This window comes from Rhodoferax sp. AJA081-3, from assembly GCF_017798165.1.
In the GTDB taxonomy this organism is placed as follows: Bacteria; Pseudomonadota; Gammaproteobacteria; order Burkholderiales; family Burkholderiaceae_C; genus Allorhodoferax.
The window spans coordinates 2729851-2753833 of record NZ_CP059068.1 but is presented as its reverse complement, the minus strand read 5'-3'; the positions used below and the strand labels follow the sequence as shown (position 1 = coordinate 2753833).

The 23983-nt window shown below is 59.7% G+C and carries 29 protein-coding genes and 1 tRNA gene; 22 read left to right on the top strand and 8 right to left on the bottom strand.

The features are described from left to right. Window positions 1-50 precede the first annotated feature (50 nt). The 4 genes from lipA to HZ993_RS12970 all read right to left on the bottom strand — a co-directional run bounded on the left by lipA (window position 51) and on the right by HZ993_RS12970 (window position 3257). Entirely contained in the window at window positions 51-1070 is a 1020-nt protein-coding gene (gene lipA, locus HZ993_RS12985) for a lipoyl synthase (protein WP_209393168.1), read from the bottom strand. 35 nt (window positions 1071-1105) lie between these two features. After that, a complete protein-coding gene (gene lipB, locus HZ993_RS12980; RefSeq protein ID WP_209393167.1) occupies window positions 1106-1861 on the bottom strand; it encodes a lipoyl(octanoyl) transferase LipB in 756 nt (251 codons plus the stop codon). Window positions 1862-1964: 103 nt separating this feature from the next. After that, the gene (locus HZ993_RS12975; RefSeq protein ID WP_209393166.1) at window positions 1965-2300 is read right to left on the bottom strand and encodes a YbeD family protein; all 336 of its coding nucleotides are present in this window, start codon (window positions 2298-2300) and stop codon (window positions 1965-1967) included. A 27-nt stretch (window positions 2301-2327) separates the two neighbouring features. Beyond that, complete coding sequence (locus tag HZ993_RS12970) at window positions 2328-3257, bottom strand: D-amino acid aminotransferase (protein WP_209393165.1); 930 nt, start codon at window positions 3255-3257, stop codon at window positions 2328-2330. Between the two features lie 162 nt (window positions 3258-3419). On the opposite strand from HZ993_RS12970, the gene HZ993_RS12965 reads away from it, so the two are divergent. The 12 genes from HZ993_RS12965 to HZ993_RS12910 all read left to right on the top strand — a co-directional run bounded on the left by HZ993_RS12965 (window position 3420) and on the right by HZ993_RS12910 (window position 12876). Continuing rightward, window positions 3420-3899, top strand: a complete 480-nt coding sequence (locus tag HZ993_RS12965) for an ATP synthase subunit I (protein ID WP_209393164.1) — start codon at window positions 3420-3422, stop codon at window positions 3897-3899. A 36-nt stretch (window positions 3900-3935) separates the two neighbouring features. Next, window positions 3936-4814 carry a F0F1 ATP synthase subunit A gene (atpB, locus tag HZ993_RS12960; RefSeq protein ID WP_209393163.1) on the top strand — a complete coding sequence of 293 codons (879 nt, stop codon included), beginning with the start codon at window positions 3936-3938 and terminating at the stop codon, window positions 4812-4814. 61 nt (window positions 4815-4875) lie between these two features. After that, window positions 4876-5124, top strand: coding sequence for a F0F1 ATP synthase subunit C (gene atpE / locus HZ993_RS12955; protein ID WP_105261674.1), 249 nt, complete (start codon window positions 4876-4878; stop codon window positions 5122-5124). Between the two features lie 35 nt (window positions 5125-5159). After that, window positions 5160-5630, top strand: coding sequence for a F0F1 ATP synthase subunit B (locus tag HZ993_RS12950; RefSeq protein ID WP_209393162.1), 471 nt, complete (start codon window positions 5160-5162; stop codon window positions 5628-5630). A gap of 9 nt (window positions 5631-5639) precedes the next feature. Continuing rightward, window positions 5640-6170 carry a F0F1 ATP synthase subunit delta gene (locus tag HZ993_RS12945; RefSeq protein ID WP_209393161.1) on the top strand — a complete coding sequence of 177 codons (531 nt, stop codon included), beginning with the start codon at window positions 5640-5642 and terminating at the stop codon, window positions 6168-6170. A 50-nt stretch (window positions 6171-6220) separates the two neighbouring features. Then, window positions 6221-7831 carry a F0F1 ATP synthase subunit alpha gene (gene atpA, locus HZ993_RS12940; RefSeq protein WP_209393160.1) on the top strand — a complete coding sequence of 537 codons (1611 nt, stop codon included), beginning with the start codon at window positions 6221-6223 and terminating at the stop codon, window positions 7829-7831. 49 nt (window positions 7832-7880) lie between these two features. Continuing rightward, window positions 7881-8759 carry a F0F1 ATP synthase subunit gamma gene (gene atpG, locus HZ993_RS12935; RefSeq protein WP_209393159.1) on the top strand — a complete coding sequence of 293 codons (879 nt, stop codon included), beginning with the start codon at window positions 7881-7883 and terminating at the stop codon, window positions 8757-8759. A gap of 52 nt (window positions 8760-8811) precedes the next feature. Continuing rightward, on the top strand, window positions 8812-10233 hold the full coding sequence (atpD, locus tag HZ993_RS12930) for a F0F1 ATP synthase subunit beta (protein WP_209393158.1): 1422 nt from the start codon (window positions 8812-8814) through the stop codon (window positions 10231-10233). Window positions 10234-10308: 75 nt separating this feature from the next. Next, window positions 10309-10725 carry a F0F1 ATP synthase subunit epsilon gene (locus HZ993_RS12925; protein ID WP_209393157.1) on the top strand — a complete coding sequence of 139 codons (417 nt, stop codon included), beginning with the start codon at window positions 10309-10311 and terminating at the stop codon, window positions 10723-10725. A gap of 103 nt (window positions 10726-10828) precedes the next feature. After that, window positions 10829-11281, top strand: coding sequence for a nuclear transport factor 2 family protein (locus HZ993_RS12920; protein WP_209393156.1), 453 nt, complete (start codon window positions 10829-10831; stop codon window positions 11279-11281). A gap of 43 nt (window positions 11282-11324) precedes the next feature. Continuing rightward, entirely contained in the window at window positions 11325-12332 is a 1008-nt protein-coding gene (locus tag HZ993_RS12915) for a YheT family hydrolase (RefSeq protein WP_209393155.1), read from the top strand. Then, window positions 12325-12876 (top strand): DUF2946 family protein, encoded by a 552-nt coding sequence (locus HZ993_RS12910; protein WP_209393154.1) that lies wholly within the window; start codon window positions 12325-12327, stop codon window positions 12874-12876. The genes HZ993_RS12915 and HZ993_RS12910 overlap by 8 nt, the downstream gene beginning before the upstream one ends. A 106-nt stretch (window positions 12877-12982) precedes the next feature. Here the strand turns inward: HZ993_RS12910 and HZ993_RS12905 are convergent, their stop codons facing one another. After that, window positions 12983-13513 carry a cytochrome c5 family protein gene (locus tag HZ993_RS12905; protein ID WP_209393153.1) on the bottom strand — a complete coding sequence of 177 codons (531 nt, stop codon included), beginning with the start codon at window positions 13511-13513 and terminating at the stop codon, window positions 12983-12985. A 168-nt stretch (window positions 13514-13681) separates the two neighbouring features. Here HZ993_RS12905 and ccmA point away from each other — a divergent pair, with 168 nt between their 5' ends. The 10 genes from ccmA (at window position 13682) to HZ993_RS12855 (ending at window position 20610) form a co-directional block, all read left to right on the top strand. Further along, complete coding sequence (gene ccmA, locus HZ993_RS12900; RefSeq protein WP_209393152.1) at window positions 13682-14287, top strand: cytochrome c biogenesis heme-transporting ATPase CcmA; 606 nt, start codon at window positions 13682-13684, stop codon at window positions 14285-14287. Next, complete coding sequence (gene ccmB / locus HZ993_RS12895; protein WP_209393151.1) at window positions 14284-14949, top strand: heme exporter protein CcmB; 666 nt, start codon at window positions 14284-14286, stop codon at window positions 14947-14949. Before ccmA ends, ccmB begins: the two co-directional genes overlap by 4 nt. Beyond that, window positions 14946-15707 carry a heme ABC transporter permease CcmC gene (gene ccmC / locus HZ993_RS12890; RefSeq protein ID WP_209393150.1) on the top strand — a complete coding sequence of 254 codons (762 nt, stop codon included), beginning with the start codon at window positions 14946-14948 and terminating at the stop codon, window positions 15705-15707. The genes ccmB and ccmC overlap by 4 nt, the downstream gene beginning before the upstream one ends. After that, the gene (ccmD, locus tag HZ993_RS12885) at window positions 15704-15892 is read left to right on the top strand and encodes a heme exporter protein CcmD (RefSeq protein WP_209393149.1); all 189 of its coding nucleotides are present in this window, start codon (window positions 15704-15706) and stop codon (window positions 15890-15892) included. Before ccmC ends, ccmD begins: the two co-directional genes overlap by 4 nt. Then, window positions 15889-16329, top strand: coding sequence for a cytochrome c maturation protein CcmE (gene ccmE, locus HZ993_RS12880; RefSeq protein ID WP_209393148.1), 441 nt, complete (start codon window positions 15889-15891; stop codon window positions 16327-16329). The genes ccmD and ccmE overlap by 4 nt, the downstream gene beginning before the upstream one ends. After that, on the top strand, window positions 16326-18275 hold the full coding sequence (locus HZ993_RS12875; RefSeq protein ID WP_209393147.1) for a heme lyase CcmF/NrfE family subunit: 1950 nt from the start codon (window positions 16326-16328) through the stop codon (window positions 18273-18275). Before ccmE ends, HZ993_RS12875 begins: the two co-directional genes overlap by 4 nt. After that, window positions 18272-18802, top strand: coding sequence for a DsbE family thiol:disulfide interchange protein (locus HZ993_RS12870; protein ID WP_209393146.1), 531 nt, complete (start codon window positions 18272-18274; stop codon window positions 18800-18802). The genes HZ993_RS12875 and HZ993_RS12870 overlap by 4 nt, the downstream gene beginning before the upstream one ends. After that, on the top strand, window positions 18799-19263 hold the full coding sequence (locus HZ993_RS12865) for a cytochrome c-type biogenesis protein (RefSeq protein WP_209393145.1): 465 nt from the start codon (window positions 18799-18801) through the stop codon (window positions 19261-19263). Before HZ993_RS12870 ends, HZ993_RS12865 begins: the two co-directional genes overlap by 4 nt. Continuing rightward, on the top strand, window positions 19260-20471 hold the full coding sequence (gene ccmI, locus HZ993_RS12860; protein WP_209393144.1) for a c-type cytochrome biogenesis protein CcmI: 1212 nt from the start codon (window positions 19260-19262) through the stop codon (window positions 20469-20471). The genes HZ993_RS12865 and ccmI overlap by 4 nt, the downstream gene beginning before the upstream one ends. Before the next feature lie 63 nt (window positions 20472-20534). Continuing rightward, window positions 20535-20610 (top strand) — tRNA-Arg (locus HZ993_RS12855). Window positions 20611-21002: 392 nt separating this feature from the next. On the opposite strand, the gene HZ993_RS12850 is transcribed toward HZ993_RS12855, so the two are convergent. From HZ993_RS12850 to HZ993_RS12840, 3 genes are all read right to left on the bottom strand, one after another. Further along, window positions 21003-21326 (bottom strand): hypothetical protein, encoded by a 324-nt coding sequence (locus tag HZ993_RS12850; protein WP_209393143.1) that lies wholly within the window; start codon window positions 21324-21326, stop codon window positions 21003-21005. Window positions 21327-21683: 357 nt separating this feature from the next. Beyond that, window positions 21684-22916, bottom strand: coding sequence for an AAA family ATPase (locus HZ993_RS12845; RefSeq protein WP_209393142.1), 1233 nt, complete (start codon window positions 22914-22916; stop codon window positions 21684-21686). Further along, on the bottom strand, window positions 22913-23956 hold the full coding sequence (locus tag HZ993_RS12840) for a hypothetical protein (RefSeq protein ID WP_209393141.1): 1044 nt from the start codon (window positions 23954-23956) through the stop codon (window positions 22913-22915). The genes HZ993_RS12845 and HZ993_RS12840 overlap by 4 nt, the downstream gene beginning before the upstream one ends. Between the last annotated feature and the right edge of the window lie 27 nt (window positions 23957-23983).

Here is a 23983-nt window from a genome sequence, read left to right as displayed (position 1 = left end):
AATCTAGCTGAATAGCTATTAATTAGATAGCAATCAGGTGTTCGGTTCGTTTATGCAGCAGGTCCCGCCAGCGCATGCCCAGCCTGCTGGTCGGCGTGGTAGCTGCTGCGCACCATGGCACCCACGGCCGCGTGTTTAAAGCCCATCTCATACGCCTTGGCCTCGAACATCTTGAAGGTGTCGGGGTGCACATACCGCTTCACGGTCAGGTGCGATGTGCTGGGCGCCAGGTACTGGCCAATCGTCAACATGTCGATGTTGTGGTCACGCATGTCCTGCATGACCTGCAGCACCTCTTCGTCGGTCTCGCCCAGGCCGACCATGATGCCGCTCTTGGTCGGCACGCCGGGGTGCAGGGCCTTGAATTTCTTCAGCAGGTTCAGGCTGAACTGGTAGTCCGATCCGGGGCGGGCTTCTTTGTACAGGCGCGGCGCGGTTTCCAGGTTGTGGTTCATCACATCGGGCGGGGCCGCGTTCAGGATGTTCAGCGCACGGTCGTCACGGCCGCGGAAGTCGGGCACCAGCACCTCGATCTGGGTGGTGGGCGAGAGTTCGCGGATGCGCTGAATGCAGTCGGCGAAATGTTGTGCGCCACCGTCGCGCAAATCGTCGCGGTCCACACTGGTGATGACCACGTATTTGAGCTTGAGTGCGGCCACGGTCTTGGCCAGGTTCTCGGGTTCGTTCACGTCCAGCGGGTCGGGGCGGCCGTGGCCCACGTCGCAAAACGGGCAACGCCGTGTGCACTTGTCACCCATGATCATGAAGGTGGCCGTGCCCTTGCCAAAACATTCGCCAATATTGGGACAACTGGCTTCTTCACATACCGTGACCAGCTTGTTTTGGCGCAGGATGTCCTTGATCTCGTAGAAGCGGGTGGTGGGGGAGCCAGCACGCACGCGGATCCAGTCCGGCTTCTTTAACACTTCACCCTGCACCACCTTGACCGGGATACGCGACAGCTTGGCCGCGGCTTTTTGTTTGGCGCTGGGGTCGTAGTCCTGTTGCGACTGGGCCTCTCGGACCGTGGTGTTGTTGGGGCCGGGCGTTGCAGTAGAGGTCGGATTCATAGTGTTGGTGTGCTCAGAGCGCGGTGCGGGGGCGATCAGGGTGCCAGGTAGGTTGCGAGCTTTTGGCTCAGAACGTCGGCGGCCTCAGCCCAACCGACAGATACCCCGATTGTAGAAAGGTCCACCGTTTGCAGCCCGGAATACCCACAAGGGTTGATGCGCGAGAAGGGTTCCAGGTCCATGGCCACGTTCAGCGACACACCGTGGTAGGTGCAGTTGCGGCTGACCTTGATGCCCAAGGCGCCGATTTTGCCCAGGCCGGTGAAGTCGGGCCCGGAGGATTTGGGGTCGGATCCGGCAGCGAAGCGGATCGGCTCTGACCCCAATTCCGTAGCGCGCTCCATTTTGCGGGGCCGTTGTTCCAGCGGCGAGTGTCCAAAAGGATCTTCCAGCCGCACATAAATCCCCGGTGCCCCGGCCACCCGGTGCCCGGTCACACCAAAATACAGCAGCGTGCGGATCACCGCTTCTTCAATGCGGTACACGTATTCCTTGACGAAGTAGCCAGCCCGCTTCAGGTCGATCAACGGGTAGCCCACCACCTGGCCCGGCCCGTGGAAAGTGACCTGTCCGCCGCGGTTGGTCTGCACCACCGGGATGTCGCCGGGCATAAAGATGTGCTCCGCCTTGCCCGCCAGCCCCTGGGTGAAAACCGGAGGATGCTCACAAATCCATAGCTGGTCTGCTATATCTGACGGGGGCTGCAGGCTTCTTTCGCTGGTAAAGGATTGCATGGCGGCATACGTGGGCTCATAGTCCACGCGACCCAAGTGGCGAATGTCTATGGTCATGTTTCGCCGCCGGGCCGCCCCAAGGCGTGGACTCGGGGTTTTGCCAAACGCGACCCCCTTGGGGGGCAGCGACCCGCGCAGCGGCGGAGCGTGGGGGCCATATTTACAGGACCACTTTGACCATCGGGTGTGTGGACAGCGTGCGGTACAGCTCGTCCAACTGCTCACGGCTGGTCGCCATCACGGTGATGGTCACGCCAATGTATTTGCCGCCCTTGCTCTCGCGCAGTTCAATCGTGCTGGCGTCAAAGGCCGGGTCAAACTGGTGGGCGACGTGGGTGATGGCCTGCACCAGGCCGTCCACCTTCAAACCCATGACCTTGATGGGAAACAGCGAGGGATAGTCGATCAGCGATTCCTGGCGCGGCGCGGGGGCTGGGTCTGGCACGGGCGGGGTGTTGCTGTTGTCCGAGGGTGGGGGGCTGGAGGAAGCAGTCATAGGTAGGGAATAGATGGAGGGCGCCGTTCAGGCAAGCAAGGTGTTGTGCAAGGCTGCATCGGCCGGGGACTGGTCGGTGCTGCCTTGCTTGGCGGCCTGGTAACCGGCGTACAGCGCGCGGTAGACAGGGCCGGGTCGGCCGTCACCCACGGGCTGGCCGTCCAGCGTGGTCACGGGCAACACCTCCTTGGTGGCGCTGGAGAGCAGCAGCTCATCGGCCGCCAGCACTTCGTCGCGGTGGATGCGGCGCAGTTCAAAGGGGATGCCTTGTTCTTGGCAGATGGACTCGATCAGGCCGTAACGAATGCCTTCCAGAACCAGGTTGTCGCGCGGTGGTCCCAACACGGTGCCATTTTTGACCACCCAGACGTTGCTGGAGGCGGCCTCGCTCAGGTAACCGTCCCGGAACATCACGGTTTCCACCGCACCAGCGTCCACACTGATCTGGCGCGCGAAAACCGAGCCCAGCAGGCTGGTGCTTTTGATATGCGCTTTTTCCCAGCGGAAGTCGTCGGCCGTCACGCAGGCCACGCCCTGGGCGCGTTGCTCGGGCGTCGGCTGGACCATGCGATTGCTCATCGCAAACACCGTGGGCTGGATGCCTTGCAGCATGGCGTGGTCACGCAGGGCCACGCCACGGGTGATCTGGATATAGACGATCTGGTTGGTGTTTAGCACGCTAGCTCCCGTGGACTCTGCATAACGCGCTATCAAATTTGATACAAGCTCCTGCCATTGCGCGGCGGTCAGCGGGTTGGGGAGCCGCATCTCGGTCAGGCTGCGCGCGAGGCGGGCCATGTGCTGGGCGAAGCGAAAGGGTTGGCCGGCATACACCGGGACGACCTCATACACCCCGTCGCCGAAGATGAATCCCCGGTCCATGACGCTGATCTTGGCGTCTGGCAACAGTGTGAATTCACCATTCAAATAGCAGGGTAGGGGCGGCAGGTTGTGCATGGTCAAATTATCGCCGCGTGGGATTTCTGCGGGACGGCGTCGGTACGTGAACGTACCTATACGCCCCAGGTAAGTGAAAATTTCTGGCCCGTTGCGGGTTTCTACGTATAATCGGAGGCTGTGCTTTGAACTGCGGCAGTAACCTGAGCGTAATTCTCATTCATGACAATCGCGCCCCAGCCCTCGCCGCCCACTGATGCAGAGAACCCAGATGGGGTCTTTGACGCAGAGTTCAAGCCCATGACGGCAGAAGAAGCCCGGCAGTGGCGCAGTGCCCATCCCGCAGTGTCCCCTTGGTGGGTCATTGTGTGGCAGGTGGTGGCAGGCGTTGTGTTGGCAGTGTTGGTGGCCCTCTGGGCTGGCAAGGCGGCAGGTGTCTCCGCGGTTTATGGATCGCTGGCGGTGGTTTTCCCTGCGGCATTGATGGTCCGGGGCTTGCAGCGTCAACGTGCGGTAGCCCATCCTGGCGCTGCGATGTTGGGATTTGTGATTTGGGAGTCGGTGAAAGTTGCCTTGACGGTGGCCTTGTTGTTGGCTGCGCCCAAGGTGGTTTCGCCGCTCAACTGGCTGGCCCTGGTGGCCGGCTTTGTGGTGACGATGAAGGTGTATTGGGTGGCCGCGTGGTTGCACTCGCGACGCTGAAGTCTCAAAACGGTTCGAATTGATATTTGGTGACCTATGTCTGTAGAAAACACTGGAACACATGCCCCCTCCGCTGGTGAATACATCCAGCACCACTTGCAACACCTGCAGAAGGATTTTTCCTTCCAAAGCGTGAAGCAGACCAATATTGTCGACTTCAGCCTGTTCAACTTTGACTCGGTGCTGTTTTCGGTGATTTTGGGCGTGATTGGCTGCTTTGTGTTGTGGAGCGCTGCACGCAAAGCCACATCCGGCGTGCCCGGCCGTTTCCAGGCTGCCGTTGAAATTTTGTCCGAGATGGTGGAAAACCAGGCCAAGGGCGTGATCCACAATGCCAAGAGCCGCAAGCTGATCTCCCCGTTGGCGCTGACCGTGTTTGTCTGGATTTTCCTGATGAATGCCATGGACATGTTGCCAGTGGATCTGATTCCCCAGTTCTGGCACACGGCCGGCCCGGCCATGGGTTTTAAAGACTACATGCGTGTGGTTCCCACTGCCGATCTGTCGACTACCTTGGGCTTGTCCTGCTCCGTATTGTTGATCTGCGTGTTCTACAACATCAAGATCAAGGGTCTGGGCGGCTGGGCGCATGAGTTGATTGCGGCGCCGTTTGGCGACCACTGGGCGCTGTACCCCATCAATTTCTTGATGCAGATGATTGAATACGTTGCCAAGACCGTGTCCCACGGCATGCGGTTGTTTGGCAATATGTTTGCGGGTGAGTTGGTGTTTATGTTGATCGCCCTGATGGGTGGCGGCTGGGCACTGTCAGCGACAGGTGTTGGTTTGGCTCTTGGCCACGTCATCGCCGGAACCGTGTGGACGCTGTTCCACATTCTGGTGATCACTTTGCAAGCCTTCATCTTTATGATGTTGACGCTGATCTACACCGGTCAAGCGCACGACGCACATTGATGTAACTCTTTCGTTTCTTTGTTTTCGTTTTTCTTTTTCCACTAACTTTTAGGAGCTTCTCATGGAAAACATTCTCGGCCTCGTGGCATTGGCTTGCGGCATCATCGTTGGTCTGGGCGCTATCGGCGCTTCCATCGGCATCGCGCTGATGGGTGGCAAGTTCCTCGAATCTTCGGCTCGCCAGCCTGAGCTGATGAACGAACTGCAAACCAAGATGTTCATCTTGGCTGGTCTGATCGACGCTGCGTTCCTGATCGGCGTTGCTATCGCTCTGCTGTTCGCATTCGCCAACCCCTTCGTTCTGAAGTAATCAACGGCCCTTCACGTTAGAGAAGGAATCAAACCGTGAACATCAACGCAACCCTGTTCCTGCAGGCTATCGTTTTTGCGATCCTGGTGTGGTTCACGATGAAATTCGTGTGGCCCCCGATCACGAAAGCGCTGGACGAGCGGGCACAGAAAATAGCCGACGGCCTCGCTGCCGCCGACAAGGCCAAGGCCGAACTGGCGTCCGCCAATAAAAAAGTGGAAGCCGAGCTGGCATCTTCCAAGAATGAGACTGCAGGTCGTCTGGCGGAAGCCGAGCGCCGTGGACAGGCCATTGTGGAAGAAGCCAAGGCCCGCGCAACCGAAGAGGCCAACCGCATCATTGCGGCTGCCAAGGCGGAAGCGGAGCAACAGTCGGTCAAGGCCCGTGAGGCCCTGCGCGACCAGGTCGCCGCCCTCGCTGTCAAAGGTGCTGAGCAGATTCTGCGCAAGGAAGTCAATGCCGGTGTGCATGCCGACTTGCTGTCTCGTCTGAAGACTGAGCTGTAAGGGAAGACCATGGCTGAACTTGCCACCATTGCCCGGCCGTATGCCGAAGCCCTGTTCAAGGCTGCGCAAGCAGACTTGAACGCTGCCGAAGTGTGGCTGGATGAGCTCGCTGAAGTTGCCAGAAATGGTCAACTGCAGCAATTCGCCAGCGACCCCAAAGTCACCAGCGCCCAGGTTTACGACCTGATCGCCGGCGTGATGAAGGCAGCGCTGTCGGAGCAAGGTAAAAACTTCCTGCGCACTGTCATCGACAACGGACGCCTGGATGCGCTGCCCGAAATTGCAGCGTCTTTCCGTGTGCTGAAGAACGCCAAGAGTGGTATGTCCGACGCCGTTGTCTACAGCGCTTTCCCGATCGACGCAGCTGCGTTGGCGGAAGTTGCGGCTTCGCTCGAAAAGCGTTTTGGCCGCAAGCTCAACGTCACCGTTGAACTCGACGCCGAGCTGATTGGCGGTATCCGTGTGGTGGTGGGTGACGAAGTGCTTGACACCTCCGTCAAGGCCCGTCTGGAACAAATGAAAGTGGCTTTGACAGTCTGAGGCGCAAGCCACTTGCTGTGAAGCCCAACTAAAGAAAGAAGGAAAGAGTCATGCAACTCAATCCCGCAGAAATTTCTGAATTGATCAAGAGCCGCATCGAAGGCTTGGCCGCGACTAGCGATATTCGCAACCAGGGTACCGTGGTTTCCGTGACGGACGGCATTTGCCGCATCCACGGCCTGTCTGACGTGATGCAGGGCGAAATGCTTGAATTCCCGGCCGGCAGCGATGGTTTGCCCACTTATGGTCTGGCCCTGAATCTGGAGCGCGACTCGGTCGGCTCCGTGATTTTGGGTGAGTACGAACACATCTCCGAAGGCGACACGGTCAAGTGCACCGGCCGTATTCTGGAAGTTCCCGTCGGCCCCGAGCTCAAAGGCCGTGTGGTCAATGCGCTGGGTCAGCCTATCGACGGCAAAGGCCCCATCAACGCCAAGATGACCGACGTGATCGAAAAGGTTGCGCCCGGTGTTATCGCCCGTAAATCGGTGGACCAGCCCATGCAAACGGGTCTGAAGTCTATTGACTCCATGGTGCCCGTGGGCCGTGGCCAGCGCGAGTTGATCATTGGTGACCGCCAGACCGGTAAAACGGCTGTTGCGATTGACGCCATCATCAACCAAAAGGGTCAAAACGTCACGTGTATTTACGTCGCGATTGGCCAAAAGGCGTCGTCCGTCAAGAATGTGGTCCGTTCGCTGGAACAAGCTGGCGCGATGGAGTACACCATTGTTGTGGCGGCAACCGCGTCCGAATCGGCTGCCATGCAGTACGTCTCGGCCTACTCCGGTTGCACCATGGGTGAATACTTCCGCGACCGCGGCGAAGACGCGCTGATCGTGTATGACGACCTGTCCAAGCAAGCCGTTGCCTACCGCCAAGTGTCCCTGTTGCTGCGCCGCCCACCAGGCCGTGAAGCCTACCCTGGCGACGTGTTCTATCTCCACAGCCGTCTGCTGGAGCGGGCCGCTCGTGTTAACGCCGACTACGTCGAAGCCTTCACCAAGGGCGCCGTGAAGGGCAAGACCGGTTCTTTGACCGCTCTGCCTATCATCGAAACCCAAGCGGGTGACGTGTCGGCCTTCGTGCCTACCAACGTGATTTCGATCACCGACGGCCAGATCTTCCTGGAAACCTCGCTGTTCAACGCCGGTATCCGCCCCGCGATCAACGCCGGTATCTCGGTGTCCCGCGTCGGTGGCGCTGCGCAGACAAACTTAATTAAAGGGCAGTCCGGCGGTATCCGTACCGACCTGGCCCAGTACCGTGAATTGGCTGCGTTTGCGCAGTTCGCGTCTGACCTGGATGAAGCCACCCGCAAGCAGCTGGACCGCGGTGCCCGCGTGACCGAACTGCTCAAGCAGACTCAGTACAGCCCTCTGCCTATCAGCCTGATGGGTGCAACGCTGTTCTCGGTGAACAAGGGCTTCATGGATGATCTGCCTGTGAACAAGGTTTTGGCCTTCGAACACGGTCTGCACGCCTACCTGAAAGACAAACACGCAGCATTGCTCGCCAAGATGGAGAACGACGGTGCTAAGTGGGCGACCAAACCAGACTCTAAAGACAATGAAGCTAAGGCTGCATTTAAGAAGAGTTGCCAGGCTGCTGAAGACGAGCTGAATGCTGCAATTGCTGCCTTCAAGAAGACGTTTGCCTGATTCGGACTCCGTAACGAGTCTTTCACGAATCTAAGCAAAAGGGGCACTTATGGCATCAGGCAAGGAATTACGCACCAAGATCAAATCGGTGGAAAACACCAAGAAGATCACCAAGGCCATGGAAATGATTTCCGTGTCCAAGATGCGCAAGGCGCAAGAGCGCATGCGCGCCGCCCGTCCATACAGCGACAAGGTCCGCAACATCGCCAGCAACCTGGGGCAAGCCAACCCAGAGTACGTGCACCCATTCATGACGTCGAACGACGGTAAGTCGGTCGGCTACATCGTGGTGACCACGGACAAAGGCTTGTGCGGTGGTTTGAATACCAACCTGTTCCGTGCGGTGACCCAGAAGTTGCGCGAAACCCAGTCGGCCGGCAAATCGCCACTGACCGTGGCGATCGGCAGCAAGGGACTGGGCTTTTTGGGACGTGTTGGCGCCAAAGTGGTCTCGCACATCACCCACCTAGGCGACAAGCCGCACCTGGACAAGCTCATCGGGCCGGTCAAGGTCTTGCTCGACGCCTATGTCAAGGGTGAAGTCAGCGCGGTCTACGTGTGCTACAACAAGTTTGTCAGCACCATGCGGCAAGAGCCCGTACTGGAGCAATTGCTGCCTTTGTCCGCTGAAAAGATGGCCAAAGAGTCGAAAGACAGTGGCGCGCAAACCAGCTGGGATTACATCTACGAACCCGATGCCCAGACGGTCATCGACGAGTTGTTGGTGCGTTATGCCGAGGCGATGGTGTTCCAGGCAGTGGCCGAGAACATGGCGTCCGAGCATGCAGCACGTATGGTGGCCATGAAAGCTGCCACCGACAACGCGGGCAATGTGATCGCCGAGTTGAAACTGGTCTACAACAAAACGCGACAAGCTGCAATTACGAAAGAACTTTCGGAAATTGTGGCCGGCGCGGCGGCGGTGTGACCTCACGGTCACGTGCAGCGGTTTAAATGAATTTATTTTTGGAGCAAACGTAATGGCTCAAGCAAATGTGAACGCAGGCGTTCAAGGGAAAATTGTTCAGTGTATTGGCGCTGTGGTTGACGTGGAGTTCCCGCGCGACAAGATGCCAAAGATCTATGACGCGCTCAAGATGGACGGTTCTGCGCTGACGCTGGAAGTTCAGCAGCAGCTGGGCGACGGCATTGTGCGTACCATTGCCTTGGGCTCTTCCGACGGCCTGCGCCGCGGCATGATCGTCAAGAACACCGCCGAATCCATCATGGTCCCCGTGGGCAAAGCCACACTGGGTCGCATCATGGACGTGCTGGGTGCTCCTATCGACGAGCGTGGTCCTGTCAGCTCTGAATTGACCATGTCGATTCACCGCAAGGCCCCTGCCTATGACGAACTGAGCCCATCACAAGAACTGCTGGAAACCGGCATCAAGGTGATTGACCTGGTGTGCCCGTTCGCCAAGGGCGGCAAGGTGGGTCTGTTCGGTGGCGCCGGCGTCGGCAAGACCGTGAACATGATGGAGTTGATCAACAACATCGCCAAAGCACACAGCGGTTTGTCCGTGTTTGCTGGTGTGGGTGAGCGTACCCGTGAAGGTAACGACTTCTACCACGAGATGGCAGACTCCGGCGTTGTGAACCTGGAAAAGCTGGAAGACTCCAAAGTGGCCATGGTGTACGGTCAGATGAATGAGCCCCCAGGCAACCGTTTGCGCGTGGCCTTGACCGGTCTGACCATTGCGGAATCGTTCCGTGACGAAGGCAAGGACGTTCTGTTCTTCGTGGACAACATCTACCGCTACACACTGGCCGGTACCGAAGTGTCCGCGCTGCTGGGCCGTATGCCTTCCGCCGTGGGTTACCAGCCTACATTGGCCGAAGAAATGGGCCGTTTGCAAGAGCGTATTACATCGACCAAGGTGGGTTCCATCACTTCCATCCAGGCCGTTTACGTGCCAGCGGATGACTTGACCGATCCATCGCCTGCTACGACCTTCGCCCACTTGGACTCCACCGTGGTGTTGTCCCGTGACATCGCGTCGCTGGGTATCTACCCTGCGGTCGACCCGCTGGATTCGACCAGCCGCCAGCTGTCCCCCAACGTGGTCGGTGAAGAGCACTACAACACGGCCCGTGCCGTGCAGGGTACGCTGCAGCGTTACCGCGAACTGCGCGACATCATCGCCATCATGGGTATGGATGACTTGGCCCCTGAAGACAAACTGGCTGTGGCACGTGCCCGCAAGATCCAGCGTTTCCTGAGCCAGCCTTTCCACGTGGCTGAAGTGTTTACCGGTTCGCCCGGCAAGTACGTTCCCCTGTCGGAAACCATCCGCGGCTTCAAGATGATCGTGAACGGTGAATGCGACCACATGCCAGAACAAGCGTTCTACATGGTCGGTACCATCGACGAAGCGATCGAGAAGTCCAAGAAAGTTTAAGAAATATTGTGGGACAGACCGCAGTCGCGTAGCGGCAAGCGCTGTCCCCAACTGATTGAACAGATTAGGAACACCATGAACACCATCCATGTTGACGTGGTCAGTGCTGAAGAATCCATCTACTCCGGTGAAGCCAAGTTTGTGGCCCTGCCCGGTGAAGCTGGCGAACTCGGCATTTATCCCCGCCACACACCCCTGATCACCCGTATCAAGGCTGGTTCGGTGCGCATCGAAAAGGCTGACGGCAGTGAAGAGTTTGTCTTCGTTGCCGGTGGTATTTTGGAAGTGCAACCCAACTGCATCACCGTTCTGTCCGACACGGCTATCCGTGGCAAGGATCTGGACGAAGAGAAGGCCAATGCTGCCAAGGCAGCGGCTGAAGAGGCGTTGAAGAACGCCAAAACCGAATTTGATGTGGCCAAGGCCCAGTCAGAGATGTACGTCATTGCGGCCGAAATCGCCGCACTGCGCAAGTACCGTCTCAAAAAGTAAACGCTTTGCACTAGCGCACAAAACCGCCTCCGGGCGGTTTTGTTTTTTGTACGTGGATAAACACGTCACAATGGCACGACCAGCCTCCTTTTCCACGCAGCCCATGCCCAAAGCACGCCAGCAAGCCGCCACCCTAGGCGTGACACCCGACGAAGTGGAGACCGCCTTCTACGAGGCGCTCCAGTCGGCGGACATCGAAAAGCTGATGGCCTGTTGGGCCGATGATGACGACATTGTGTGTATCCACCCCGGCGGTCCCCGTGTGGTGGGGGCACTGGCCATACGCTCGGCCTTTGACGCCATTTTTGGCCATGAAGGCTCCATCCAGGTGCAGGCAGAGTCCATCCGGCGCATCACCTCCATGGCCAGTGCGGTGCACAATGTGCTAGAGCGCATCGAGGTGATGACCAGCGAAGGCCCTGTCCACGCTTTTGTGCTGGCCACCAATGTCTACCACCTGACACCCCTGGGCTGGCGCCTGGTGGTGCACCACGCCAGCCCCGGCACCCAGGACGAAGTGCAGGAGGTTAACCAGGTGTCCCAGGTATTGCATTGAATAAAATCACCCCCTAGCCACCGAATTTATTGATTCAATAGCTATGAATTATGTAGCGCCATCCTGGTTGCCTGGTGGCAATCTGCAGACCATATGGCCCGCGTTGTACGCCCGCCGGGTCCAGGGTGCGCCGCCAGCCTACCGCCGCGAACGCTGGACTACACCAGATGCTGACTTCATCGATGTGGACTATTTGGTCTCGCTGCAGACGATAGAAACCAATCAGACCTTGCTGGTGTTGTTCCACGGTCTGGAAGGTTCGTCCGCCAGCCACTACGCGCTGGCCTTTGCCGACTTTGCGCGGGAACACGGCATGGCTTACGCGGTGCCGCACTTTCGCGGCTGCAGCGGTGAACTGAACCTGGGGCCCCGTGCCTACCACTCGGGCGACCATGCTGAAATCGGCTGGGTGTTGCAGCGGTTTCGTGCACACCACACCGGCCCCATCGTGGCGGTAGGTGTTTCATTGGGTGGCAATGCCTTGTTGCGCTGGGCACAGGAAATGGGCGCATCCGCCGCTGCGGTGGTGTCGGCGGTGGCGGCTGTCAGCTCGCCCATCGACCTGGCGGCCGGGGGGCACGCCATTGGCAAAGGCTTCAATCGGCTCGTCTACACCCGCATGTTCCTGAACACCATGAAGCCCAAGGCCTTGCGCAAGCTGGACCAGCACCCCGGCTTGTTTGACCGGGATGCCCTGCTGCGGGCCAAAGACCTCTACGAATTTGACAACGTGTTCACCGCACCGGTACACGGGTTCAAGAACACCGATGACTACTGGAGCCGGGCCTCGGCCAAGCCGCACTTGCGCAGCATCAAGCTTCCTGCCCTGGTGGTCAACGCCCGCAACGATCCCTTTGTGCCCGCCAGCAGTTTGCCGTCCCAGCACGAAGTGGGTTCCCACGTCACACTGTGGCAACCCGCACATGGTGGCCACGTAGGCTTTCCGCAGGGGCGCCCGCCCACCCATGTGTTTGCCATGCCAGAGGCGGTGGGTGGTTGGCTTCTAAGACACGCCGGTACTAAAACAAGAGTGGGTACTCACAATGGATGACATCGTCCGCCAAGCCATGGCCAAGTGGCCCAATGTGCCGGACTGTTACGGCTGGCTGGGCCTTGACACGCGTGGCAACTGGTACATGCGGGATGACCGGGTGCAGTCGCTGGGCCCTTTTGCCGGTGGACCACCGGCGGCCAAGGGCTCATTGCTGCTGCACGAGAAGCTGATTGCGTTTATCAACCGCAATTACATGGCCGACGACAGCGGCCGCTGGTTCTTCCAGAATGGCCCACAGCGGGTGTATGTGGAGCTGGCCGCAACACCGTGGATTTGGCGTGTGCAGGCCGACTACACACTGCAATCCCACACCGGTCTGCCGACCACATGCACGGTGTGCCTGACCGATGAACAGGGTTGGCTGTACCTGGAAACACCACTGGGCTTTGGCCTGGTCCACACCCAGGATGTGGCGTTGGCCGCAGAAGCGGTGGAGGCGGGCCAGTGGACCGTGCAGGAAGTGAAACGCAGCAGCCTGGCCGCGCGATATGGCTACACCACCAGCCCCGCCGCCGAATCAAAGATGCTACATAAGGTATAGCGGTATATCTAGCACTGACGGGGGCTAGAGCCCAGTTTCGTTTGAAGAGCCAGCCCAGAAAGAAAAAAGCCGGCGCAAAGGCCGGCTAAGAAGGCTTGGCCAAAAATCAGGGTTTGGCAGCGGGCGCGGCTTTTACCGGCTCAGCAAACTTGGCACCACCAGCGTTGGCCATATGGACCACGGCGCGTGCAATTTCAAAATCGTCAAAGTCGCCGCCGGCTTGGGCTCCCATGGCGCCTTTGCCCTTGAGGGCAGACTGCAGCAGGGCGTCGTAACCGGTTTTGATACGGGCAGCCCAGGCTGCGGTGTCACCCAGCTTGGGGGCGCCCGCTGCGCCACTGGTGTGGCAGGCGGTGCACTGGGCTTGGTAAACGGCTTCGCCGCTTTTCATTTCGCGGTTGGCATCACGGATCTCTACGGTGCCAACCTTCTGGATACGCGCCACCACGGACTGTTCCAGATTGACCGAGCCCGACTGGGGCTTGTTGGCCGAGGTGACGTAGTAGACCAAGCCAATGATCACGAAGATTGGGATAACAAAAGAATAGAACACTGCCAGCAACAGTTGCTTGGGATTTTTGATTGGGCCGGTGTGGGCCTCGTCGTCGTGGCCAGGTGCGTTGCTGTGGTTGCTCATGGGGTCCTCAATAGTCGGATGCGCGCGCGGAAAGGAACGGGCGATTATAACGGGCCGGTGTGGCGCAAGACCGGTTGATTACAATGGCGGGCGATGCCCTACCGCCCTGATGGGCACGCCACACAGCCCGGGCAAGGCGTCCTCCAAATTGACTTCCAAATTCGTTTCATGCTGAGTGCACACGGTCTGAGCTGCGTGCGCGGCGAACGCCGACTGTTTGCCCAACTGGACCTCGCCGTGGATGCGGGACAGTGGCTGCACGTGCGGGGCGAAAACGGCGCCGGCAAAACCAGTTTGTTGCGCCTGCTGGCCGGGTTGGCGCTCCCCGCCGAAGGTGAGGTCCGCTGGTGCGGTCACCCCATTCAGTCGACCGAATCCGATTACCGCCGGCATTTCTTATTTTTTGGCCACCAGGGCGCTGTCAAGGAAGACCTCAGCGCATTGGAAAACCTGCGCTTTGCCGCCGCCATGGATGGCGCCGCACTGCCCGAAACCCAGGCGCTGGCCGCGCTCTACCGCATGGGCCTGCGCGGTCGCGAAGATTTGCCGATACGCGTGTTGTCGGCCGGGCAAAAGCGTCGCGTGATGCTGGCCCGCCTGGCCACCCGCAAGGCCAGGCTGTGGATACTGGATGAGCCCTTTACCGCGCTGGACACCAAAGCCGTGGACCTGCTGGCCACCCTGATCACTGAACACCTAGCCGGTGGTGGCATGGCGGTGCTGACCAGCCACCAAACCATGCCCATCGCCGGCGGATTGGTGGTGCAGTTGTGAGCGCGATACTGGCCGTTGTGCAGCGCGACCTGCTGGTTGTGGTGCGGCGCAAGAGTGAGGTGCTGACGGCACTGTTCTTTTTTGTCATCGTCAGCAGCCTGTTCCCCTTGGGCATAGGGCCAGAGCCGGGCCTGCTGCGCAAAATCGCACCCGGCGTGTTGTGGGTGGGCGCCTTGCTGGCCACCATGCTGGCACTGCAGCGCATGTTTGCGGCCGACCATGCCGACGGCACCCTGGAGCAGATGGCAATCTCCCCAAGCCCTCTGGTGGGTCTGGTTGTTGGCAAAATTGCGGCCCACTGGCTGGTCAGCGGCCTGCCGCTGGTGCTGATGGCGCCGGTGCTGGGCCTGCAGTTTGATCTGGATGCCGGAGCCTTGGGCGTGTTGGTGCTGGCCCTGCTGCTGGGCACACCGGTGCTCTCGCTGATTGGCGCCATTGGTGCTGCGCTGACACTGGGTGTGCGCGGTGGCGGTGTCTTGCTGAGCCTGCTGGTGCTGCCGCTGTTTGTGCCGGTATTGATTTTTGGCGCCGGGGCTGTGGAGTCCCATATTGCCGGGCTGGGCGCGGGCGGGCATTTGTCCCTGCTGGCGGCCCTGCTGGCGCTGTCTGTGTTTTTTGCACCGTGGGCCGCCACGGCTGCCTTGAGGATCGCATTGGAATGAGCAAGCAACTGACAAACTGGTTCAGATTCGCCAGCCCCCAGACCTTTTACCCGCTGGCGGGCAAGATGATCCCCGTGTTCTGGGTGCTGACCGCCCTGTTTGGCGCGGCCGGTCTGTGGATGGGGTTTTTTGTCGCACCCACCGACGCCACACAGGGTGAGGGCTACCGCATCATCTTTGTGCACGTGCCCACCTCGTGGATGTCGATGTTCATCTATCTGGTCATGGCCGGCTGGGCTGCCATGGGCCTGTCGCTCAATGCACGCCTGTCCAGCATGATGGCCCAGGCGCTGGCGCCCACCGGTGCACTGATGGCCTTCCTGTCGCTGTGGACGGGGGCCTTTTGGGGCAAGCCCATGTGGGGCACCTGGTGGGTGTGGGATGCCAGGCTCACGTCTGAGCTGATCCTGTTCTTTTTGTACCTGGGCTTCATCGCGCTGCAGGCATCCATAGAAGACCCCCGGCGGGCCGACAAGGCAGGTGCGATTCTCGCCCTGGTGGGCGTGGTCAATGTGCCCATCATCTATTTCTCGGTCACCTGGTGGAACACCCTGCACCAGGGGGCCTCGGTGTCCATCAACAAGTCGCCCACCATGGCCATGACCATGTTGTGGGGCATGCTGCTGATGGCGCTGTGCCTGTGGATGTATTCCATCGCCGTGGCATTGACCCGGGTCCGCGCCATCATCCTGGAGCGGGAATCCCACACCGAATGGGTCAAACAGTTGCCCGAAATGACGCGGGAGGTGGCAGCATGAACTGGAACTCTGCGGCAGATTTTTTTGCAATGGGCGGCTACGCCCTCTATGTATGGGGCAGCTTTGGCGCCTGCCTGTTGGCCTTTGTTGTGGAACCTTTGTTGATACGCCAGCGTCATAGCCAGGCCGTGCGCACCCTGCGCCGGCAAACCGCGGCCGAAAAACTGGAAATGGAAAACCCGTGAAACGTTGGAAAAAACGCGCCGCCATCATAGGCGGGGGATTGTGCGCAGTAGGAATCGCCGCCGCCCTGGTCCTCAATGCCCTGAACAGCAACATCGCCCTGTATGTCACCCCCAGCGACGTAAAGGCCGGCAAGGCGCCCAAGACCCAGGCCTTTCGCATCGGGGGGCTGGTCAAAGAGGGCTCCATCCGCCGCGACAACCTGACCGTGCACTTCACCATGACCGACATGGTGCAAGACATTCCGGTGGCCTACACCGGCATCCTGCCGGACCTCTTCAAAGAGGGCAAGGGCGCCGTGGTGCAGGTCAAGCAGATCACGGGCGGTGAATACATCGCCACCGAAGTGCTGGCCAAACACGACGAAAACTATATGCCGCCCGAGGCCAAAGACGCCCTGGACAAGGCACAACAGAGCAAAGGCAGCACAACACCATGACCCCAGAACTCGGGCAGTTTGCCCTCATCCTGGCCCTGTGCGTCGCCCTGGTACAAGGCACGCTGCCATTGGCCGGTGCCCACTACGGCCGCCGTGAATGGATGCTGCTGGCCCGGCCTGCAGCGCAGGTGCTGTTCCTGCTGATGGCATCGTCCTTTGCCGCATTGACCTGGAGTTTTTACGTCAACGATTTCTCGGTGCAGTACGTGGCGAACCACTCCAATGCCCAGTTGCCCACGCTGTTTCGCTTTGGTGCGGTGTGGGGAGGGCACGAAGGTTCCCTGTTGCTTTGGGTGCTCATGCTGTCGGGGTGGACACTTGCCGTGGCGCAGTTCTCCCGCACCTTGGACGACACCATGGTGGCCCGTGTCATCGGGGTACTGGGGCTTGTTACCGCGGGCCTGTTGTTGTTTGTGCTGTTCACCTCCAACCCCTTCGACCGTCTGCTGCCCGCTGCGGAAAACGGCCGCGACCTGAACCCGCTGCTGCAAGACCCGGGTCTGATCTTTCACCCGCCCATGCTGTACATGGGCTACGTCGGTTTTGCGGTGGCGTTTGCGTTTGCCATTGCGGCGCTGCTCTCCGGCCGGCTGGACGCCGCCTGGGCCCGCTGGTCACGCCCGTGGACGACTGCGGCCTGGGCTTTCCTGACCCTGGGCATTGCACTGGGCTCCTGGTGGGCGTATTACGAGCTGGGCTGGGGTGGCTGGTGGTTCTGGGACCCGGTAGAGAACGCATCCTTTTTGCCCTGGTTGCTCGGCACGGCTTTGCTGCATTCGCTGGCCGTGACGGAGAAGCGTGGCAGCTTCAAGAGCTGGACTGTGCTGTTGGCCATCGGCGCGTTTTCGCTGTCCTTGCTGGGGACATTTTTGGTGCGCTCCGGCGTGTTGACGTCGGTGCACGCGTTTGCCACCGATCCGCGGCGGGGTGTTTTTATTCTGGTGCTCTTGGTGGTGGTGGTGGGTTCGTCGCTGGCGCTGTTTGCCTGGCGCGCGCCCAAGGTTGCCTTGGGCGGAACCTTTGCGCTGGTCTCACGTGAGTCACTGATGCTGGTGGGCAATGTCTTGCTGGTGGTGGCCTGTGCATCCGTATTGCTGGGCACCTTGTACCCGCTGATCATCGATGCCATGCACCTGGGCAAAATTTCCGTCGGCCCGCCGTATTTCAACGCGGTGTTTGTGCCCATCATGGTGCCAGTCTTGTTTCTGATGGCGGCCGTGCCCCTGGCGCGCTGGAAGCAGGCCGATATCAAGGACATCGCGATGCGCATGTGGATTCCGGGCGTGCTGGCCCTGGTGGCGGGTGGCCTGGTCCCCAGCGTGATGGGCGGCTGGACTATGTTGACCGGTATGGGTGTTGCGTTGGCAGTGTGGATTGCGGCATCGGGTGTGATCCAGATCGCGCGCAGGCTCACATCCGGCCTTCCTCCGGCGTCGTTCTGGGGCATGCATTTGGGCCACCTCGGCATTGCCGTGTTTGTGTTTGGCGTAACCCTGGTCGGAGGTTTTCAGCAAGAGCAGGACGTGCGCATGGAGCCGGGTGATACCGTCACCGTGGGTGGTTACCTGTTCAAGATGGTTGGTGTGCGGGATGTGCCCGGCCCCAACTACAGCGCCGCACAAGGCACTTTTGAAGTCAGCAAGAACGGCGGATCCGTGCAGGTGTTGCACCCTGAGAAACGCAACTACTTTTCGTCCACCATGCCCATGACCGAAGCGGCCATTGACTCCGGCTTCACCCGCGACGTGTATGTGTCATTGGGCGAGCCGCTGGAGGGCAAGGCCTGGGCGGTGCGGGTGTACTTCAAACCCTTTGTCGATTGGATCTGGGGTGGTTGTGTGCTGATGGCCCTGGGCGGATTTTTGGCCATGCTGGACCGCCGCTACCGCCTCAAGGTCAAAGCCACGGCATCGGACGCGGCGCTTGCCAAGGGAGCTGCCGCATGAATGCAAAAACACTGATTCCGCTGGCCTTGTTTGCGGTGCTCGTGGGCTTTTTAGCCGTAGGCCTGGGGCTGGACCCGCGTGAGGTGCCCTCGCCCCTGGTCAACAAACCGGCCCCGGCTTTCAAGGTTGCGCAACTGGAGCAGCCCGAGGCACAGTTCTCGCCCGAGGACATGAAAGGCAAGGTCTGGCTGTTCAACGTGTGGGCCTCCTGGTGTGTGGCCTGCCGCCAGGAGCACCCGGTGCTGATGGAGTTTGCGCGTGCCAAGGTGGCCCCGCTGATTGGGCTGGACTATAAAGACCAGCGCAAAGACGCACTGGGTGTTCTCAAACGCACGGGCAACCCGTATGACATCACCGTGTTTGATGCAGACGGCCGGGTCGGCATCGACTACGGGGTGTATGGCGTGCCCGAGAGTTATGTCATCGACAAGGCCGGTGTCATCCGCTACAAACACATCGGCCCGATCACGGCTGAGGCGATGCGTGACACCATCATTCCCCTCATCAACGAGTTGAAGAAATCGTGAAATATTTCTACGCATGGGTGTTGTTGCTGGTGGCGTGCACCGGTGTCTTTGCCAAGGACGCGGTCCTGCTGGCTGAAGACCCGGTGGTGGAGCAGCGGCTGATCGCCATCTCGGAAGAGCTGCGGTGCCTGGTGTGCCAAAACGAATCCCTGGCGGGCTCCCGCGCCGATCTGGCCATGGACCTGCGCCGCGAACTGCGCAACCTGATCAAGCAGGGCAAGACCGATGCCGAGATCCGCGAATTCATGGTCAGCCGTTATGGTGACTTTGTGCTCTACCGCCCACCGGTGAAGCCCAGCACCTGGTTGTTGTGGCTAGGCCCCTTCGGCTTGATGCTGGCGGGGCTGGTGGCCCTGTTTGTGTATTTGCGGCGGCGCAATTCCGAGGTGGCAGCCAGTACCGGATTGACAGAAGAAGAAAGCAAGCGCGCCGAAGCGCTGCTAAAGGAAGGCGAGAAATGACAGGTTTTTTGGTTGCCGGGGCACTGGCATTGGTGCTGGTCCTGGCCCTGTTGTTCAGGCCGTTTTGGTGGAAGAAATCCGGCGCGCAGGTGTCTCGCCGCCAGCTCAACGCCGCCATTTACCGTGACCAGGCCGTTCGGCTGGAGAGTGACCGCACGGACAACATGATTGCAGAGGCAGACTACCAGCAGGCCCGCGCCGAACTGCAACGCCGCGTCATTGACGACACCCAGGACGCGGACGACACCGCGACCGTGCGCACCCCCAAGAAAACCATGCTGGTTGTGGGCCTGCTGCTACCCATCGCAGCCGCGGCGCTTTACCTGTTGCTGGGTAGTCCGGCCACACTGGACCCGGACAATGGCCCACAACGCGCTGCCACACCGCAAGACATGGATCGCTTGGTCGCCAATTTGGCGATGAAGCTTGAGACAGACCCCGACAACCTGCAGGGTTGGACCATGCTGGCGCGCTCGTACAAGATGTTGGGCCGCAATGCGGAGGCTGAGCAGGCGTTTGTGCGCGCAGGCGCCTTCCTGGACAACGATGCGCAGCTGCTGGCCATCTACGCCGACGTGGCCGCCACCAATGCAAACGGAAACTTTTCTGGCAAACCGGCGCAATTGTTGGAAAAAGCGCTGCGGGTTGATCCCCAAAACGCCATGGCACTGTGGTTGTCCGGCACTGCGGCGTTTCGCGCTAACCAGTTTGATGTGGCGCTGCGTATCTGGGAGCGCCTGGTGCCCCAGGTCGAACCCGGCTCTGACGACGCCCGCATGCTGCAGCAGGCCATCGAAGCTGCCTATGCTGCAACCGGCAAGGTGGCGCCCCAGCCAGCGGCCTCACCAGCCCAGCCTGCCGCGCCGACGGGCAGTGTCAGCGGCGTGGTGGAGCTGGACCCCGCGTTAAAAGCCAAGGCCGCACCCGGTGACACGGTGATGGTGATCGCCCGCGTGCCGGGCACCCGTATGCCGGTGGCTGTCTTGCGTGCCCCTGCGACCAGTCTACCGCTGAAATTCACGCTGGATGACTCGTTGGCCATGAGCCCGCAGGCGCGTATCTCGGGTGCGAGCACGGTAGAAATCGAGGCCCGTATTTCCAAATCGGGCATGGCCCAGGCCGAGCCGGGTGACCTGGTTTCAGCGGTGCAGACCGTCAAAGTGGGGGCAAACGGCATTGCATTGCAGGTCAACACCGTCAGGCCCTAGTCGACGGCGCGAGGAACCGGTTGGCGATGTGCGAAAATACCGGGTGTTGTTTGATTCAGCCGTGCGGCTGTAGCTCAGTGGATAGAGTATTGGCCTCCGAAGCCAAGGGTCGTGGGTTCGATCCCCGCCAGCCGCACCAATTTGACACTTCTCAACGTGTCACATTGTCCCTACACCCATAACCTTGCCGTTTCGGAACGGTTATGCTTCATTTTGAGTGCGGCATGGTTATGCTTCACTCACAAAGACGCAATCCCGTGCATGCAGTTGCATGACTACGGCGATTGCTTGCGCAATTCCGCATATTTGACGCAGTTTCTGTCAAATGCTGACGGCAGGGGCGGAGCGGTTATGGTTCAGCGCGGAACGCTTATGGTTCATTGCTCGGACACGGTTTTTGATCCCTGACAAGCAGACTCCTTTTGGACGATAGCGCCATCCAGTTGGACTTCCCACAGTCCGAGTGAAGTGGTTCGCCAAGCAGTGATTTCCAATTTTTGGCGGTCACTTTTTTGAACCCACCAACGTGCGTTATTTGGTTGCCCACTTCCTGAGCAACCTGATCTTCAACGATTGCCGCTCAATGGCCGTCTTGCCCTTTCTGGAGAATCTGGTTGCTACAGCATCCTGCCGGTCTGAGCGGAAGTAGTGTTTTCCGTCCTTGGCCATTTCCCAAACACTGCCGACTTCATTTTCAATTGGGGCTACATACCCATCCAATTGCGCGAGCGGTATCGCCGTCAAGACCGTCCTTACCAGGGAACGCATGCGCGAGTGCCAGGTCTGTTTGTCCCGCCTCTCGGACTTCGCACCTGTCATACCGAAGATAGGCGTCTTCCTTCTGCTTCGGCTCATGGCTTCATCTCCTCAATGCTCAGGGGAGGAGCCCCCGTTGACGCGCACATGCCTCAGACGGAAAGGTAAGTCCTGGACTTGACCCTTTTTGCACCTGACCACTTTTGTCCGCGCAAGCGAGTACGCTGAACCGCCGTGGAAACGTAATGGCCACTGCGCAGCGTGCCGCGCGGGTTGACCGAAACGACGGCAGAGCCAGGCCGATCCGGGTGAAACAGCCAGTACACGCGTTGTCCAACCTTCCAAGGTGTTGCGCCAGGTGGAATGGCCACGCGCAGGCGGCTATCGACCGTCGTTGACCAATTTGCGGGACGCATGCGCTTTAGGCACTTGGCAGTCATGGTTGGCTCCGATTCTTCAATGGACCAGCTTGGCGGGAGTCTTTGCACCCGCTGGCGGCGGCGCGGTCTCCGAGGCTTCTCGCGTCTGCGACTCGCGCTTGATGTCACACTCGATCTGCAACTGCTCAATCCACTGATCGGGTGACAAGGTCTCACCCAGCAGGATGCACTGCCGTTTGACCGTGGCAAAGTCCCCAGCAGCAAGCTGGTGCATTTGGTACAGGTCTGCCTTCCAACTGTCCTTCTGGGTCCTCGCTATCTCGGCCAGGGTTTTCTTGATGCCGGTCTCGCTGACAAACATGCTCCAGCGCTGCTCAGGGCTCAAGGCCCTCATCTCCAGCTTGAAGGTGAACCGACGCAATGCGGCCGTGTCCAGTCCGCGGAACAGATTGGTCGCCACTATGAATACCCCCGGGAAACGCTCCATGCCCTGCAGCAGCTCGTTGACCGTGGTCACTTCCCAGGAGTGGTTGGCCAGACTACGGTCACGCAGGAAACTGTCCCCCTCGTCCAGGAAAAGGATGGCTTCTTCCTCTTCGGCCTCCTGGAACATGGCAGCCAGGTTCCGTTCGTTGTCACCCAACCATTTGGACAGCAAATCGGAAGCGCGCTTGCTGATCAGGCGTTTGCCCATTTGCTGCGCCAGGTACTCCACAAATTGCGTCTTCCCCGTGCCCGGTGGACCATAGAGACACAAGGAGCCTTTGGGCCGGAGTTTGAGAGCCTGCAGAATCTGGGCTGGCCCGAATCTCCCGGCATGGTTGATGTATTCAAGTGAGTATTCGGTCACGCATTCCTTTGCCTTGGGCAAGGTGTCCCGCTGCATGGCGGCCAGCGAGCGCCGCACGGCCCGCACCATGGCGTTTTCTCGCTCTCGTTTGTTGGCGGCGCCGCTGAGTTTGGAGGCACGCACTGCCGCCTCTATCTGCTTGGCAGACACGTCTTCCAGCGCCAGGATGTCGGCCTTGGTGGCCTTGTAGAGCTTGAGGTCGGTCACCAGGTTTTCCATCTGGGTACGCCGCTCCTCCCTGCCGGCCTTCATCAGTGCTGCGTGGAAGACAAAGCGCGCCACACATTCGTCCACCAGGCTGTCGGATCCGGGTCCGGTCCAGACCGTGGGGGCCGGATTGGTATCCAGCAGAAGCTGGTCCAAGGGTGCGATATGGCTACTGTCGAGTTCGATGCCCAGGATGTTTCGTAGGAACTCTGACGGCCTGCGTTCCAGGACATCCCCGGGTTTCTCGATCACCAGGACAGCGCCGGGTCCAAAGCGACCATACAGAGAACGCGCTGTGCCACAAAGGCTATGCATGGCAATTCCCCGTAGGCATTGTCAAAGTCCTGGAACACGTATCCGACCAGCTGGGCCTGGCCCAGCAGCTCACCCAGCAGGGAGCGCTTTTCAATGGAATGGGCACCGTACAGCAGGAGATTGACACCCAGGGTGTCCTTCTCTGCTCCATTGCGCAGGATGTCTACCGCCAGTTGGAAGTCTTCTGGTGCCATGCGGGCCGGTATGCCAGCACCCGGAGCGGTAACCATAGGTTTCAACAGGCTGTCGAACACGCTTTCCAGAGGGTCCGTCAGGAGTTCCACCCAGAAGTCGGAGACCCTGGGTAGTTGGTTGTCCTTTCCTTGGCCCCGGAGAATCCGGCTGGTGCGCAGGATTCCGGCGTTTGACAGTGCCATGCGCAACTCTTCTTCGGAGCAGTCCAGCATGGCACACCATGTTTGGGCCATGTTCGAGCGACGCTCCTTCATCAACTGGACCAGGAAAGCACCAAAGTCGCTGTAAATGGCGCAGGTGAAGGCCAGCACCAGTACCTTCTCCTCGACCGCAGTGAGGTTGAGCACCTTGCAAAGCTCTGTCATGCGCAAGGTCGTGGAGTCCTCAAATTTCTTCAACAAGTCCTCGAAGGAGGAGCCGAGCTGGGCGGCGCGATTACTTGCCAGCTCGGTGAACTCTCTCCAGTTGGACGTTGCCCAGTCGTGCAGGGCATAACCTTCCACCAGCAGCCTTGCCTCCTGGAGGCTGGCATGGGTGCTTGCGTTTCCCTTGCCCAGTTGGCCCAATAGTCTCAGGGCGCGTTCCAGGGAGAGTTTTCTGGCGCGCTGGTCCAGTTGTATGGCTTGGGCCGCTTCCGGCCAGTCCAACAGGTCTGATCCCATGGCATACCAGCTGGCGAAGAGCATGGGGTCCAGCACCATGCGCCTTTGCACCTGGTCGCTAGCAATCAGGCGCACCAGCCAAAGGGACAGCCGTGGCATCGAGACTTTGCGTTCATTCATGGTGAGTAGTTTCTAAGCAGGGTTGTA

Coding starts and splice junctions, on each gene's coding strand:
- lipA (WP_209393168.1), bottom strand. CDS start 1,070: ATGAATCCGACCTCTACTGCAACGCCCGGCCCCAACAACACCACGGTC.
- lipB (WP_209393167.1), bottom strand. CDS start 1,861: ATGACCATAGACATTCGCCACTTGGGTCGCGTGGACTATGAGCCCACG.
- HZ993_RS12975 (WP_209393166.1), bottom strand. CDS start 2,300: ATGACTGCTTCCTCCAGCCCCCCACCCTCGGACAACAGCAACACCCCG.
- HZ993_RS12970 (WP_209393165.1), bottom strand. CDS start 3,257: ATGCACAACCTGCCGCCCCTACCCTGCTATTTGAATGGTGAATTCACA.
- HZ993_RS12965 (WP_209393164.1), top strand. CDS start 3,420: ATGACAATCGCGCCCCAGCCCTCGCCGCCCACTGATGCAGAGAACCCA.
- atpB (WP_209393163.1), top strand. CDS start 3,936: ATGTCTGTAGAAAACACTGGAACACATGCCCCCTCCGCTGGTGAATAC.
- atpE (WP_105261674.1), top strand. CDS start 4,876: ATGGAAAACATTCTCGGCCTCGTGGCATTGGCTTGCGGCATCATCGTT.
- HZ993_RS12945 (WP_209393161.1), top strand. CDS start 5,640: ATGGCTGAACTTGCCACCATTGCCCGGCCGTATGCCGAAGCCCTGTTC.
- atpA (WP_209393160.1), top strand. CDS start 6,221: ATGCAACTCAATCCCGCAGAAATTTCTGAATTGATCAAGAGCCGCATC.
- atpG (WP_209393159.1), top strand. CDS start 7,881: ATGGCATCAGGCAAGGAATTACGCACCAAGATCAAATCGGTGGAAAAC.
- atpD (WP_209393158.1), top strand. CDS start 8,812: ATGGCTCAAGCAAATGTGAACGCAGGCGTTCAAGGGAAAATTGTTCAG.
- HZ993_RS12925 (WP_209393157.1), top strand. CDS start 10,309: ATGAACACCATCCATGTTGACGTGGTCAGTGCTGAAGAATCCATCTAC.
- HZ993_RS12920 (WP_209393156.1), top strand. CDS start 10,829: ATGCCCAAAGCACGCCAGCAAGCCGCCACCCTAGGCGTGACACCCGAC.
- HZ993_RS12915 (WP_209393155.1), top strand. CDS start 11,325: ATGAATTATGTAGCGCCATCCTGGTTGCCTGGTGGCAATCTGCAGACC.
- HZ993_RS12910 (WP_209393154.1), top strand. CDS start 12,325: ATGGATGACATCGTCCGCCAAGCCATGGCCAAGTGGCCCAATGTGCCG.
- HZ993_RS12905 (WP_209393153.1), bottom strand. CDS start 13,513: ATGAGCAACCACAGCAACGCACCTGGCCACGACGACGAGGCCCACACC.
- ccmA (WP_209393152.1), top strand. CDS start 13,682: ATGCTGAGTGCACACGGTCTGAGCTGCGTGCGCGGCGAACGCCGACTG.
- ccmC (WP_209393150.1), top strand. CDS start 14,946: ATGAGCAAGCAACTGACAAACTGGTTCAGATTCGCCAGCCCCCAGACC.
- ccmD (WP_209393149.1), top strand. CDS start 15,704: ATGAACTGGAACTCTGCGGCAGATTTTTTTGCAATGGGCGGCTACGCC.
- HZ993_RS12875 (WP_209393147.1), top strand. CDS start 16,326: ATGACCCCAGAACTCGGGCAGTTTGCCCTCATCCTGGCCCTGTGCGTC.
- HZ993_RS12870 (WP_209393146.1), top strand. CDS start 18,272: ATGAATGCAAAAACACTGATTCCGCTGGCCTTGTTTGCGGTGCTCGTG.
- ccmI (WP_209393144.1), top strand. CDS start 19,260: ATGACAGGTTTTTTGGTTGCCGGGGCACTGGCATTGGTGCTGGTCCTG.
- HZ993_RS12850 (WP_209393143.1), bottom strand. CDS start 21,326: ATGAGCCGAAGCAGAAGGAAGACGCCTATCTTCGGTATGACAGGTGCG.
- HZ993_RS12840 (WP_209393141.1), bottom strand. CDS start 23,956: ATGAATGAACGCAAAGTCTCGATGCCACGGCTGTCCCTTTGGCTGGTG.